The sequence below is a fragment of the Paenibacillus sp. 37 genome, assembly GCF_008386395.1.
GTDB lineage: Bacteria > Bacillota > Bacilli > Paenibacillales > Paenibacillaceae > Paenibacillus > Paenibacillus amylolyticus_B.
Genome location: NZ_CP043762.1, coordinates 139,661 through 154,654, shown reverse-complemented (window position 1 = coordinate 154,654; position 14,994 = coordinate 139,661). Strand labels below are relative to the sequence as shown.

7 protein-coding genes, 4 tRNA genes and 1 rRNA gene are annotated in these 14,994 nt (G+C 40.3%); 7 read left to right on the top strand and 5 right to left on the bottom strand.

What is annotated here, in order from left to right:
• The first annotated feature begins 27 nt into the window (after positions 1-27).
• The 5 genes from rrf (at position 28) to F0220_RS30805 (ending at position 554) form a co-directional block, all read left to right on the top strand.
• Positions 28-144 (top strand): 5S ribosomal RNA (gene rrf / locus F0220_RS30825).
• A 93-nt stretch (positions 145-237) separates the two neighbouring features.
• A tRNA-Glu gene (locus F0220_RS30820) sits at positions 238-309 on the top strand.
• A gap of 6 nt (positions 310-315) precedes the next feature.
• Positions 316-392, top strand: a tRNA-Met gene (locus F0220_RS30815).
• Positions 393-398: 6 nt separating this feature from the next.
• A tRNA-Trp gene (locus tag F0220_RS30810) sits at positions 399-472 on the top strand.
• A gap of 9 nt (positions 473-481) precedes the next feature.
• Positions 482-554: transfer RNA gene (locus tag F0220_RS30805), tRNA-Lys, on the top strand.
• Positions 555-848: 294 nt separating this feature from the next.
• On the opposite strand, the gene F0220_RS30800 is transcribed toward F0220_RS30805, so the two are convergent.
• The 4 genes from F0220_RS30800 to F0220_RS30785 are packed head-to-tail and all read right to left on the bottom strand — an operon-like array spanning position 849 to position 2,945.
• Positions 849-1,385: a phage tail protein gene (locus F0220_RS30800; RefSeq protein WP_149847017.1), complete on the bottom strand. Its 537-nt coding sequence runs from the start codon at positions 1,383-1,385 to the stop codon at positions 849-851.
• A gap of 17 nt (positions 1,386-1,402) precedes the next feature.
• Complete coding sequence (locus F0220_RS30795; RefSeq protein WP_100529038.1) at positions 1,403-1,900, bottom strand: phage tail protein; 498 nt, start codon at positions 1,898-1,900, stop codon at positions 1,403-1,405.
• A gap of 30 nt (positions 1,901-1,930) precedes the next feature.
• A complete protein-coding gene (locus tag F0220_RS30790; RefSeq protein WP_149847016.1) occupies positions 1,931-2,440 on the bottom strand; it encodes a phage tail protein in 510 nt (169 codons plus the stop codon).
• Positions 2,433-2,945 (bottom strand): GNAT family N-acetyltransferase, encoded by a 513-nt coding sequence (locus F0220_RS30785; protein WP_149847015.1) that lies wholly within the window; start codon positions 2,943-2,945, stop codon positions 2,433-2,435. The genes F0220_RS30790 and F0220_RS30785 overlap by 8 nt, the downstream gene beginning before the upstream one ends.
• 334 nt (positions 2,946-3,279) lie before the next feature.
• On the opposite strand from F0220_RS30785, the gene F0220_RS30780 reads away from it, so the two are divergent.
• Positions 3,280-8,058 (top strand): Ig-like domain-containing protein, encoded by a 4,779-nt coding sequence (locus F0220_RS30780; RefSeq protein WP_149847014.1) that lies wholly within the window; start codon positions 3,280-3,282, stop codon positions 8,056-8,058.
• Positions 8,059-8,384: 326 nt separating this feature from the next.
• Here the strand turns inward: F0220_RS30780 and F0220_RS30775 are convergent, their stop codons facing one another.
• Positions 8,385-9,380 (bottom strand): hypothetical protein, encoded by a 996-nt coding sequence (locus tag F0220_RS30775; RefSeq protein ID WP_149847013.1) that lies wholly within the window; start codon positions 9,378-9,380, stop codon positions 8,385-8,387.
• Positions 9,381-10,151: 771 nt separating this feature from the next.
• Between F0220_RS30775 and F0220_RS30770 the strand changes: the two genes are divergently transcribed.
• Entirely contained in the window at positions 10,152-14,981 is a 4,830-nt protein-coding gene (locus F0220_RS30770; RefSeq protein WP_188310595.1) for a non-ribosomal peptide synthetase, read from the top strand.
• Positions 14,982-14,994: the final 13 nt, after the last annotated feature.

The window sequence follows — 14,994 nt, the reverse complement described above, 5'->3', positions numbered from 1 at the left end:
TCTCTGAAATGTAAGCTAAGCTATGCGTTTGGTGGCGATGGCGGAGGGGTTCCACACGTACCCATCCCGAACACGACCGTTAAGCCCTCTAGCGCCGATGGTACTTGGACCGCAGGGTCCTGGGAGAGTAGGACGCCGCCAAGCGAAACCCCGCTGGGGTATTTTTTTTGACTTTTCTTGAGAATTTAAGTGGTGAGAACAATTGGCAGCTTCAAATTCTTCATCAGGAGTAAGTAAGGCCCGTTGGTCAAGGGGTTAAGACACCTCCCTTTCACGGAGGTAACAGGGGTTCGAATCCCCTACGGGTCATAATAAGGCGGTGTAGCTCAGCTGGCTAGAGCGTACGGTTCATACCCGTGAGGTCGGGGGTTCGATCCCCTTCGCCGCTACCATTTTTTAGGGGCATAGTTTAAAGGTAGAACAACGGTCTCCAAAACCGTTGGTGTGGGTTCAATTCCTGCTGCCCCTGCCATTTTATTAAGAGCCATTAGCTCAGTTGGTAGAGCACCTGACTTTTAATCAGGGTGTCGAAGGTTCGAGCCCTTCATGGCTCATTGTTATCTATGCGTGCGGTATTAAAAGAATAACATAGACTCTCTGACGTGGATTATAAACTCTTTCCAGGTGAATCCTCTGTATAGTAAGACATGGAGAAAAGGTCGAGAGTCATCTTTACAAACTATGGTCTCTTCGACAGACAAGGGAAAAATTCCTATCCCATCAACGGATAATGGACGCACCCTGTAGTAAATCTAAGAACGCTAAAACTTTTAAATTAATCCGATTATAATATCCCTATTGGAAAAGAGGCTATCCTTATGGACAGCCTCTTTCTTATATTTATTTCCTTAACCACGTGAAGGAAATTCGCCTTGCAAGCATATGATAAAAGTCTGTGTAATAAAAGGTTGCATATTGTTATGTGGCTGAGATGAACCAGTCACTCCTACAGCCATAGGCGTCATATCTGTGCTTGGTGTGTTATTGTACAATGGGGGCTGCGGTGCTGTGGGAATGGGTTTGGCAGCTTGGGCCCAGTACGCATCTTTAGGTGAAGTTTGATTCCCTGTCGCAACAATACCTTGAGGTGTGTGCGTATGAGCAGGGATTTCGGTTTGATTTAGCGTGACAGTTGCATCTCCAACTTTTTCTCCAACAGTACGAGGAGTTAGACCTGTTCCGGAACCTTGATGAATAACAGCGGAACCCATCAAATTGGGCAAAGCAAAGGTCGATTTTCCATCTCCACCATACTGTACACCTAGTATAGAAAATAGAGCTGTATTTTGGTTAATTGACATCAATTGACCATTACATAATGCCCAGCCTTTTGGTGCGAAATTTCCAGAAAAAATTCGGATTTCACCGATATATGCATCAGCCAAAGTCATGTCCTCCTTAATTAGTTGCGAGAAGGGAAAATTCCCTGAATCGCAATGGCGTAATTCAATACGGTGTATGGTTGCATATTGTTATGCGGTTGAGAACCGCCGGCTCCTGAGAGACTTCCTGAATTCATAGTTTCTTGTCCAGGGGTGGATCCGAATGAATTCGGGACAGCTGCCCAAACGTTATTTAGTGGAGTTGCCACCGATGGATTGGTTTCTGAAGCTGTTACTTGATGGTTATGTATCGGCATCTCATTAATGGTTAACGTGTGAGCTGCTTCACCTTGTTTAGTGCCCAGAGGAATTGTATTTGACACATGTATCGGTACTCGTCCACGATAGTCTGGAAGTGCGAAAGTAGTGATACCATCTCCTCCGTAGACGTTGCCAAGCAAAGAGTAGAGAGCTTGGTTGCTGTTGATCTGCAAGATTTGTCCTTCGCAATAAGCCCAGTTACGAGGGGCATAGTTGTTGGCGAACAATCGGATCTCGCCCAAAAATGGTTCTGACATGAGGTGACCTCCTCTATTTTTTTATTCTCTTTAAGGTTGAGACGGGAATATGCCCTCTAGACAGATAATGAACGAAATGACAGTTGAAGGCATCATATTGTCATGAGCCTGGTTTCCACCGACAGAAGATACAGCTGCAGTGTTCATATTCACAGTAGTGGCTTTATCTGAAGTGTAATAGATTTTTCGTGGTGAGTTAGACCAGGTTGCATTACTTGGTGTTGATGTAATTGTAGAGGAATCCGATGCTGTGTACACCGAATGCGTATGTACAGGGAGTTGATTAGAAACTAATGTAACCGCCTCATTACCTGCTTTTTGCCCACGAATAAACGTAGGGTTTGGATGTACAGCCACTCTACCTTGCAAATCAGGCAAAGCAAACGTGGTTTGTCCATCTCCGCCATACGTTGTTCCAAGTAGAACGAACAGAGCCTCATTTTCAGCAATGGGTATTGTTTGTCCATTACACAAAGCCCATCCAAGAGGAGCAAAATTCCCCGCAAACATCCGAATCTCACCTAAATAAGCTTCACTCATTCGTTTTCACCTCACTAAATTCTGATGTTGATTCATTTGTTCTCAAAGGATACCATTCCATTAGTTGATATAAACCTGTGCTGTGTACAGGAACGAAGTTGAGCTTCTGATACAGCCTCATTGCCCTGTTCATGGGAAGTACGCTTAAACGAATAGTTGCGCCAGCATGACTTGCCCTCTGTTGTAGATCCATAATTATGCTCATACCTATTCCCCGATTCCGATACTCTGGAAGTAGAGATATATCAATGAGCACCCATTCGGACCCTTGTTCAAGTACATACGTTTGACCTACAGAGATATTATTTTCACGAACGATCATTCGAATGGCATCTGGGTAAGAAGCCGTATAAGACATGGTTTGAGCTCTCCATTGCATACGCAAAAATAGTTCTTGTTCCTCTGGCTCCCAGTTCCAACTTTGTAATTCTTCTTGGCGGACTAACGAATACAACTGAAACAAAAACGCTTCATCTTCTAGTTTTGAGGCAACTGTATCAATCACTTTTTAATTCTCTCCCTTAATTCCAAGGTGATGGCTAGATATAGTTGTCATAATTTGTTTATAACAGATGGAGGAAAGGCTGTCATTAAAAATTTTGCAGTTTCAAATCGAATGGTGACGAAAATTTATAACAAAACTTCAAAAAAACACGTTAAATCAAGTTGGGAATGGGTTGAAAGTCATTGTTTTATGAAAAAAGTCCCTAATTTTATATTTACCTATATCAAAGTCTCGTTTATGATGAGAGTAATTTCCATTTCATCATTCGACAAACTTCATCGGGAAATAGATAGGCAATAATAATTGCCAATTAAATCATTTTAGGGGGCCGGACATGTCTTTGTTTCCGAGAAAAAAGAGTTTGAATCGTATACTCCGAACTACATTGGCAAGTATTTTACTCATTAGTTCTTTTAGTGGTGGTGGGTTATCTTCTAAAGCGAACGCTGCTACTTGGAGTACCGTACATCATGTTCCTTCAAGTTTTCAAACTATTGTGGAATATGGCGATGGTACATTTTTGTCTTTAGGTTATTTCCTCGATTATCATCTATCGACAGATGCCGTGACTTGGGACAATCGAAATCTGGGGTTTACAGTGGAACCCACTAATGTCAAGTTTCTGAATTCTACTTGGTTTATTACTGCCTCAGATGGAGTTTATAAGTCAAATGATCCCACAACCGGATGGACCCCTATGAATTCATTTTTTGAAAACAAGCATATCAACGATATTGCTTATAGTCCCGTTACTAACCGTTATGTGTTAGCGGGAAACGGAAAACTATATTCATTCATAGAAAATGTTACCCCAGAGGTAGTGTATACGAATACAAACCTTGATTTTTACCGAGTAGTGTACGGCAATGGGATGTTTATTGCAACAACCTATAATGAAGGACAAGCGGCTAAAATCTTCCGTTCTTCCGATGGGTTAGCATGGACTGAGGTATATACAACTAATCCGACCCAAGCCATTTTCGATGTTGCCTATGGAAACAATACATTTGTAGCGGTTGGTGAGGCTGGACAGGCATACGTTTCAAATGATGGAGTAACTTGGAGCAAGACGACCGTATTGAATTACAGCAACGTTAGTTTAGCTTCAGTGACTTATGCTGCAGGTAAATTTTATACCGTTAGCGCAAATGAAAGAGTTGCAACCTCAATTAACGGGGTTGTTTGGGAAGAGGAATGGAGTAATTTATCCTCATCGATCGATTTTGCTGACGTCATTATAGGTGGAGGGCGAGCAGTTGCAGTAGGTTACGACAGTCAAACGTCTGAAGGTTATATAAAGTCGGCTCCCGCCCCACATGTGAATAGCGTGACTGTGACCCCAGCTAACCCAAGTGTGAAGCAAGGGGAAACAGAACAACTGACAGCAACCATGGATGTTAGCGGTGGAGCGCCCCAAACTGTTACGTGGACCAGTAGTGACACGAACGGCAATGTTACGGTAGATGCGAATGGATTGGTGAATGTGGCCGTAAACACTACACCAGGCACATATACGATTACAGCAACATCAACAGTTGATGGTACCAAGTCAGGTAGTGCAACAATTACGGTTACCTCTGCCCCAGCAGTAAACAGTGTGACGGTCAGTCCGTCTAGCCCTAGTGTGGTGCAAGGTGATACAGAACAATTAACCGCCACTGTGAATGTCAGCGGTGGAGCGGCCCAAACCGTTACGTGGGCCAGTAGTGACACGAACGGCAATGTTACGGTAGATGCGAATGGACTGGTGAGTGTAGCAGCAAATACCCCACCTGGTCCGTATACAATTACAGCAACGTCGACGTTTGACGGCACTAAATCAGGTAGTGCAACGATCACGGTTACTTCAGCACCGGCAGTAAACAGTGTGACGGTCAGTCCGTCTAATCCTAATGTGGTGCAGGGAGATACAGAGCAACTAACCGCCACTGTGAATGTCAGCGGTGGAGCGGCGCAAACTGTTACGTGGGCCAGTAGTGATACGAACGGTAATGTTACTGTAGATGCGAATGGACTGGTGAGTGTAGCAGCAAATACCCCACCTGGTCCGTATACAATTACAGCAACGTCGACGTTTGACGGTACTAAATCAGGTAGTGCAACGATCACGGTTACTTCAGCACCGGCAGTAAACAGTGTGACGGTCAGTCCGTCTAATCCTAATGTGGTGCAGGGAGATACAGAGCAACTAACCGCCACTGTGAATGTCAGCGGTGGAGCGGCGCAAACTGTTACGTGGGCCAGTAGTGATACGAACGGTAATGTTACTGTAGATGCGAATGGACTGGTGAGTGTAGCAGCAAATACCCCACCTGGTCCGTATACAATTACAGCAACGTCGACGTTTGACGGTACTAAATCAGGTAGTGCAACGATCATGGTTACCTCTGCCCCAGCAGTAAACAGTGTGACGGTCAGTCCGTCTAGCCCTAGTGTGGTGCAAGGTGATACAGAACAATTAACCGCCACTGTGGGTGTCAGCGGTGGAGCGGCCCAAACCGTTACGTGGGCCAGTAGTGATACGAACGGCAATGTTACGGTAGATGCGAACGGACTGGTGAGTGTAGCAGCAAATACCCCACCTGGTCCGTATACAATTACAGCAACGTCGACGTTTGACGGTACTAAATCAGGTAGTGCAACGATCATGGTTACCTCGGCACCGGCAGTAAACAGTGTGACGGTCAGTCCGTCTAACCCTAATGTGGTGCAAGGAAATACAGAGCAACTAACCGCCACTGTGGGTGTCAGCGGTGGAGCGGTCCAAACTGTTACGTGGACCAGTAGCGACACGAATGGCAATGTCACGGTAGATGCAAATGGATTGGTAAGTGTGGCAGCAAATACCCCACCTGGTCCGTATACAATTACAGCAACTTCTTCTTTTGATGGTACTAAGTCAGGTAGTGCAACAATTACAGTGACTTCAGCACCAGAAGTGAACAGTGTAACCGTGAATCCTACCTATTCAAGTGTGCTACAAGGTGACACACAGCAGCTGACAGCTACTGTGGATGTCAGTGGTGGAGCAGCCCAAACCGTTACGTGGAACAGCGGTGATACGAGCGGAAATGTCACGGTGGATGAAAATGGACTGGTAAGTGTCGCTGCAAACACAACACCAGGTCCATATACGATCACCGCGATCTCAACGGCTAACGGCAGTAAGTCGGGAAACGCTACAATTAACGTAGTTACTGAAATTGAACAATACACTGTAACGATAAACAATTTGGTAGGTGGCACGATTACTGCTAACCCTACAATCTCCCCAGCCGGTAACTTAATTAGCTTGAACATTCTACCGGATTTCGGGAAGAGAGTAAAAATAGGATCGCTGAAGTATATCTTTAATTCTGTGGGTTATCCGATCGTGGGTGAAACTTTCATCATGCCAAGCGGGGATGTTACCATTAGCGCAGAGTTCGAAGATATCTCAGAGACGATACCTTTTTTAAGTATTGTGGCTCCATTATTTTCACCTGTAACGGTTGGTTATGAGCAACCTTCTGCAAAGAAATTAATCATCACGAATGCCGGGGCGGTTGATACCACCATTCGTAGTCTAACTTCCAGTGAACCCAATACATTTGTGGTTGAAGGAAGTGGCAATAATGTAGCTGCGGGTGAAAGTATCGACACGTGGAGCGTTAGACCGGTAGTAGGCTTACCAGCCGGAACCTATACTTCCGTGATTACAGCTGTTTATGGAGACGGGGAAATAGCAACAACTAACCTTGTACTTACTGTCAATTCGTCCAATAGTTCAGGTGGCGGTGGAAATTCAGGCAATAGTGGCAGTGGAGCGGGCTCACAAGGTGGCGGAACACCATCAGCAAACCCACCTCAGCTAGAGCCAAGTGGTGTCCCTGTTGTAATAAACGGTAAGTCAGAGAAGATCGGCAAGTTGGATACAAAAATCGTTGATAATAGAACCATAACAACTCTTACGCCGGATCCTAGCAAACTTCTAGAATGGTTGGCGAAAGAAGGTCAGAATGCTGTAGTGACTATTCCTGTGAATGAGTCATCGGATTCTATTGTGGGAATATTAACAGGGGATGTTGTTAAAAAGATGATAGATCAATCTGCCGTCTTAGAACTGGTCACCCCGCTTGCCACATATAGACTACCTGCGAGCCAAATCTCAATTGAGGCGGTAGCGGGTCAACTTGGTGCGGATGATACACTATCAGACATGACGATTGAGTTAACAATCTCAAAAGCTCTTCCTTCGGAATCAAGCATTGCAAAGGACTCGGCAATTTCAAAAGGTGCTTTACTTTTAGTGGATCCTGTCCATTTTACGTTAATGGCTGAATTTAATGGTTCAAGAAAGGAAATAAATCGTTTCAATACGTACGTTGAACGGTATATTCCACTTCCGGAGACCGTCGATCCAAATCAGATTACAACAGGAATTGTTGTAGGGTCGGATGGTTCCACTCATCATGTACCAACTTATGTCGAGAAAAAAGATAATCGCTACCATGCAGTGGTTAATAGCTTGTCCAATAGCTTGTACACTCTGGTTTGGCACCCAGTCGAATTTACTGATGTGACGAACCATTGGGCAAAAGACGCAATCAATGACATGGGATCACGAATGATTGTTACGGGAGTTAGGGAGGATATTTTCGAACCGAATAGGAGCATTACACGTGCAGAGTTCTCTGCTATGGTTGTAAGAGGGCTGGGTATAGTACCGATAACTGGCAAAAATTCATTTATCGATGTAAATAAGTCCGATTGGTTTGCTGATTATATCTATACAGCTCACGAATATCAATTAATTGAGGGTTATAGTGATGCTGAATTCGCTCCTATGGATACCATCACTCGTGAACAAGCTATGACTATCATTGCGAAAGCGATGAAGATCACAGGCATCAATCCGGATTTATTGCCTGATCAAGTAGACACGTTGATCGGACAATATAAAGACGATTCATCGATTTCAAGCTATGCCAGAGATCATATAGCAGCTGGTTTAGCAATGGGTATTATGAATGGTAGAACAACGACTACGATTCAACCGAAGGACCAAATCACACGTGCTGAAGTGGCTACGTTACTACAGAAATTACTCAAGAAGTCGAATTTAATTCAATAAAAGTAAAAGTGTGAAAGCAAAGGATCAGACCAAGAGGATCTGATCCTTTGTTTATTGAGATACCAATAAGCCAATACTATCGGATTTCAGTCTTCAGTTTCTATAAGGTGCAAAAACACTAAAACCCAGTTTTAGTTATTCTCATGCAGATGAAACTCTTTGCACAAATATCTTATCAGTGTAGAGCTCAACTTATTTTCTTTTATAAATATACACCAAGAAGCCGTTCCTCAATTGGAACGGCTTCTTCCTTCATTGAAGCGAAAATTCGTCGTCTTTTCTATAAACGATTAATGCTCTGACACTGTGGTGTAATTCATTATTGGCTATGTAGAAAAGCCTGAGAGCTCTAAATTACGAATAAGCTTATTCAAGATAGTTTTCTCTTGAGTTATTAAGACATCAATAGAGGACACAAGCTTTAATAATAAGCTATCATCCTTAATCAAGGTATACTTTAATATAATATTTCTTTGATCTTGAGCTAGTTGTACTATCTCTTTATATTCTTTATCAAGATTAGAATTTGTCAAAAAATTGTTCTCTTCCAAATATGCTATTCTCTCAAGCATACATATTTTATGTTCTAATAAGAGGTGGAAGGGTCTAATGTCTGCTCTAGTACTGTCTTGTTTAATTGTTTCAACATATTTCTTGAGATAGTCATATGCCTTAATACCAAATATAGGATTAAGGGGAAGGTAGCTATTTCCATGAACAGTATTAACGGACGAAAGATAATCCTTTATAGAACGTATAACATTATAGATATTAAACTGAGGGATAACATAGTTATTGTAATTATACAAAATAGATAATTTATAATTTGCGTGTGCGTATCCCTCACTAAATTCCTCAAAAGTAACTTGGGTTGAAGCGAAATTTTGATTCTCATCAAACCCCAATACATTAAAATTACCATTTTCATAACCGTAAACAAAAATATTATGTGTATGATGAAATTGATTATGTACATTCCTATGGGGGATATAGAATTCGTCAACATGGGTATAAACATAGCAATCTTTATTAATACTATTGATTACAAAATCAACAATGTTTGTCTGAACATTTGAGAATTCCGGTTTAGATGCATAAGTTTCTAAACAAGGATAGCTAAATAACGGATCATTTGGGAAGTAAAAATCAACAAGATGATCATTTTTATTTTCAAAATATTCAGTATTACAAAGGATTTGAATAAAATTATTATGGAACCAAGGGATATAGTCTGTATAGTTTCCAATTATGGACAAAGGAAAAGCATGATGTAAAAAACCAAGAACCTTTGGCTTTGCAATAGGAAGTACTTTAGTATTCATTTTTACAATCTCCCACTAGTTTATTATAATATTGGACTTATTAAGGGGATAAAAGTAAACATATACTAATTTCACCTAATAAGAAAAAATATCGATAAGCAATAATACTTTTTTTTTGTGAAAAATTCAATCTGTTGTTTTATAAATATTCATGTTCGAATACAATATACTTCTTTCTTGTAAAATCTGCATGTGTCTCTGACAGAATTTATTCGAAGAATTAAAGAATATGAGAATTATAGTGTATTTTAGTTCTACTAACAATGAATTGTAAACACTTTTTTTGAAAGTATATTCGGACTAATGAGATAATTATAGAATGAAATATAAATAATATGATTTGATGGAAAATTATGATTTTGAGATTGACTATTCACTTAAATTCCAATATCATCAAGTTAATAAGCAATATTTCCCTAATTTATTCTTTCAAACGAAAAAATCGAAACGATTCGAATTCGTAATAGAACGAATTCAAATTTGAGATCACTCTTTTAGTTATATATAAAAAGTGATCAATTTGCAACTTTTTACAAATATGATATAAGCAGTCGAGAAATCACCGAATAATTTCATAGTGATTTTTTGAATTAATTGAATTTCAAAAAATTAAATATTCTCAAAATTAAGTAATTCGTCTAACAAGGTGTATTCGTGTAGTTCTGTCATGAAACCAATATTCCTTTTAAAACTAAAGGAAGGAGAATAATGCAGTGCTACTTTAATGAATTGGAATAATTCATCTCGATCTGTTAAAAAGGAGCAATGATAATGTCACAGCAGGATGAAATAAAAAGCCACTTGAAACAGGTATTAACTGAAGTTCTCGAATGGAATAAGGAAATTGATTTAAACTTGAGCTTTTATCATGCAGGAGGAGACTCTTTGAGTGCACAAGTGCTTATTTCCCTTATTCAACAGCACTACTCCGTTTTAATATCGCATGGCCAACTTGATTCTTTTGAAGATATGGGGACTTTGGTAAACTATGTTGCTTCATCGGCGGGTGATCTCGCTTCCGAAAAACTCCCCAGAGCACCGGTATTGGAATCGTATGCAGCATCTTCAGGACAGAAAAGAATGTACTGGATATCTGAACGGACTGAATCTAATACAAGTTATAACTTGCCGCTTGGATTTAAGATTAATGGTCGACTAAATCCAGAAAAGTTGGAGCAAGCTTTTCTGCAACTTATCCGAAATCACCAAGCTTTCAGAACATCCTTTGAGCTTGTTGGAGGTGAAGTTAGACAAAGGATAAAGCACGACGTTTCTTTTGGAATGGAAAGAATTAATGCATATGAAGATAAGTCATACAATAACGAGTTCATTTCAAGTATTATTCAAAACTTTATTCGACCATTCGATTTAACAAAGGCACCTTTGATTCGGGCTTGTCTCGTTAAAATGAATCAAGAGAATAATATATTGTTGGTCGATATGCACCATATCATCTCAGATGGTGTGTCAATTACGAATATATTGAAAGAGCTTTCATCTTTTTATAATGAGGAGAGGGTACCCAAACAGTCTTTGGACTACTGTGACTTTTCCGAATGGCATAATCAACTTATGGAATGTGACACCTTATTGAAGCAAGAGAGGTATTGGTTGGAACATTTAGAAGGCCACTCTTCCATGATTGAATTACCTTTTGATCAGTCTAGGCCAGCACTCCAGAATTTTGAAGGTAGTCGTTTATGGTGTCAGCTAGACGAGAAGACTACTACCAAACTACGTGAACTTGCTAACCTCACAGGCTGCACGCTTTACGTTATTATGATGACTGCATATCAAATATGGCTTAGTAAGTATAGTGGGAAAGATGATTTGGTCGTTGGAACTACCATAGCTGGAAGAGGGATTCCAGAAACTTGGTCTATGATTGGAATGTTCGCCAATACCGTAGTGTTACGGGGAAATCCTAGTGCTGAAAAAAGCTTTCTTAATTTTTTGAACGATGTTAAAACGCTAACCTACAATGCATTCGAAAATCAAGACTACCCATTTGAGCGTTTGGTCGAAAAAACACATATTCAAAGAGATATGAGTAGCAATCCAATATTCAATGCACATCTAACCCTTCAAAATGTTGGAGAATGGAAATTGAATTTTGATGGTTGCGAAGCGAAAAAACTCGAGATTAATAATCCTGCTTCAAAGTTTGACATTTCGTTAGAAGTCGTGGATGAAGGTGCAACGATAGAGTTCTGTTTGGAATATGCCACTAGTTTGTTTGAAACTCCGACTGCTGAAAGGATGTTGAATCAGTGGCTGTATTTATTAGAACAAGTTGCTGCAGAACCAAACAAGCAAATCGCTAACATTACTTTGGTTGATGAGAAAGAACAGGAGTTGTTATTTGAGGAATTCAATAATACAGAAGTGATTTTTGATAACCTAAGCCTGATTCCGGATGGTTTTAAAGATAAAGTGAGGAAAACTCCAAATCATATAGCCATCATCTCTGGCGATAAAACATGGACATATCATGAATTAAACCAAATGGCAATTAGCATTGCAGAGCGACTTAAAAAAAGAGGTATACAACAAGGTGATATTGTTGGAATATCCTTAGAACGTTCTGTTGAAATGCTTGCAGGAATTTTGGGGATATGGATGGTCGGGGCTGCCTATTTACCAATAGACCCTCATTTTCCAGTCGATCGCATAGAGTATATGGTAGAAGATAGCGGGACCCGATTGATGTTGACTCAATCTAAATTCATCATTCGTTTTACAGAACTTGGTATTCCGTGTATGGAATTGAACTTTAATTCTTTTGTTGCAGCAGAAAGTGAAATCGAAATTAACTCTTGTACGTTGAAATCAGAAGATCTAGCCTATGTAATTTACACCTCTGGTTCAACAGGGAAACCTAAGGGTGTCATGATTGAACACGGTGCGTTAGCCAACCGCATTGAATGGATGCAAAGGGAGTTTCCGTTAACAGAGAGCGATGTCATCTTACAAAAGACAACTTTTACTTTTGATGTTTCGGTGTGGGAATTAGTGTGGTGGATGGTTGCTGGCGCAACAGTTTCAATGTTAAAGCCGGGTGGGGAAAAGGATCCGATCGATATTGCTCAGGCCGTGGTAGATCAAAAAATCACGGTAATGCATTTTGTGCCATCCATGTTCAATGCTTTCTTGAGTTACTGTGAACATTCGCGGAATGATCCTTTTACAGGGTTAAAGTACATTTTTACGAGTGGAGAAGCTTTGCCATATTCAACCGTAAAAAGGTTTGAACAATTAAATGGTTTTAGGGAAACCTCACTGATTAATTTATATGGACCGACAGAAGCGACGATTGATGTTACATACTTTGACTGTAGCGAATATCACCAGTATGAATCTATTCCAATTGGTAAACCGATTGCGAATACAGAGATTCTCATTTTGGATCAAAAAGGGCAACTCCAACCTATTGGTGTGGAAGGAGAACTTTGTATTGCTGGGACAGGATTGGCTAGAGGTTATTTAAATAAAGATACACTTACAGCAGAGAAGTTTGTCGCACATCCGTTTAAACATGATAGAAAAATATATAGAACCGGTGATGCTGCAAAATGGCTGAATGATGGGAACCTTGAGTATATTGGAAGAATGGATAATCAGGTTAAAATAAGAGGATACCGCATTGAGCCTGGTGAAGTGGAATCTGCCCTTCTTAAACTTAAAATCCTAGAGGCTGTTGTTATTCCAAAACAGGATAACAAGATGCAATTGTTTCTTTGTGCATACATCGTCCCTAAATCGGGTGCAACGTATTCGATATCAGAACTAAGAATTGGATTATTGAAACTTTTACCTGAATATATGGTGCCGACACAATTTGTATTAATGAATAGTCTTCCACTGACGTCAAACGGCAAGATTGATCGTAGAGCATTACCTGAACCAGATGAGGTTATAGCCACAGGGCGAGAATATATTGCTCCTCACACCAAGCTGCAATCCCAGTTAGCTGAGATATGGGCAGATGTACTAGGTCGTGAGCGGATTGGTATACAAGATCACTTTTTTGAATTAGGTGGAGATTCTATTAAAGCCATTCAGATCTGCGCTCGACTGTATCAGGCTGAGTTGAAGCTTGAAATGAAACAGTTATTTAAGAATCCAATATTGGAAGATGTAACTGCCTACATTCAACCTTTAACTTTTGTTGCAACCGAAGAGGAAACTACAGGTTTAGTTGATCTTACTCCTATCCAACATTGGTTTTTTGAGTTGTATTTACAAGATTCAAATCATTGGAATCAGTCAATCATGCTTCACCGTAAGGAAGGCTTCCATACTGAAGGCGTGAAGTTCATTTTGGAGCAGTTGGTAGATCATCACGATGCTTTAAGATTAAGCTTCAGGTCACACAATAATTTAATTACACAAGAGTATCAAGAAGACTTCACGTACGAAAACCTTTTGCTTGAGGTTAACCTGAAAGATTCAACACTTGTGAACGAGCGTATTGATACTGAAATAAGGCACATTCAAGAGGGGTTTCATCTGAGTAGTCCTCCCTTAATACGTGCGGGGTTGTTTCGAACGAATGAAGGAGACCATCTGTTGTTAACGGCACATCATCTTGTAGTGGATAGTGTTTCATGGCGTATCCTTTTAGAGGACTTTATCTATGGATATGATAAATGGCTGAAAGGTGAGAAAGTAATTTGGCCCCAAAAATCTAACTCATTTAAAGAATGGTCTACGATGTTACATCGTTATGCAAATAGCAATGAACTGCAGCAAGAACGGTCTTATTGGGAAACGATAGAAAAAGTTTCGATGATCCCTTTATCCAAAGACGGGGTTTCCATCAGTAATACTGCGCGGGACAAAAAAGAGGTAGTAGTTGAAACAAGTATTGATGTAACTCGTGAACTTCTCACTAATGCGCACAAAGCATACAACACGGAGATAAATGATCTTTTATTGGCCGCTCTTGGAAAAGCAATAAATCTTTGGTCGCCTGGCCAACAACATATGAAACTGATGCTTGAGGGGCATGGGAGAGAAGAGTTTAACGAGAGAACTAATGTGACTCGGACCGTAGGGTGGTTTACTTCGATGTTCCCTGTTAATGTTCCGCTCAATCATGAGAAGTGGAGTGAGTGGATCAAGACGACAAAAGAAACACTCCGTTGTATTCCGAATCGAGGCATCGGATATGGAATATTAAAATACTTGTCCAAATCAGGCTTGAATACCAACATTCCTGACGGAACTCCTCCAGAAATTTTGTTTAACTATTTAGGGCAATTCGATTGGAAGCAAAATAGTTTAGGTATAGAGATTAATACTGGTGGGATTAAACATCTTATTGGTCAACAAAATAAAAGAGCATTTAGTTTGGAAATTGTTGCATGGGTTGAAATGGAACGTTTGAAGATTCGTCTCGAATATAACAATGGAGAGTATACCGAAAAAAGTATTAGCAGTTTTGCAACCGAATATGTAAATCAGATTAATGAATTGGTCAATCACTGTCTTTCTAAAGAGGTGATAGAGTATACACCAAGCGATTTTGGAGCTCAAAATCATTTAGATGATGATGAACTAGCATATATTCAGATCCTCGCACAAGGATTACAAAACTAAAAATGTAGGAGAC

Coding starts and splice junctions, on each gene's coding strand:
- F0220_RS30795 (WP_100529038.1), bottom strand. CDS start 1,900: ATGTCAGAACCATTTTTGGGCGAGATCCGATTGTTCGCCAACAACTAT.
- F0220_RS30770 (WP_188310595.1), top strand. CDS start 10,152: ATGTCACAGCAGGATGAAATAAAAAGCCACTTGAAACAGGTATTAACT.
- F0220_RS30780 (WP_149847014.1), top strand. CDS start 3,280: ATGTCTTTGTTTCCGAGAAAAAAGAGTTTGAATCGTATACTCCGAACT.
- F0220_RS30790 (WP_149847016.1), bottom strand. CDS start 2,440: ATGAGTGAAGCTTATTTAGGTGAGATTCGGATGTTTGCGGGGAATTTT.
- F0220_RS30775 (WP_149847013.1), bottom strand. CDS start 9,380: ATGAATACTAAAGTACTTCCTATTGCAAAGCCAAAGGTTCTTGGTTTT.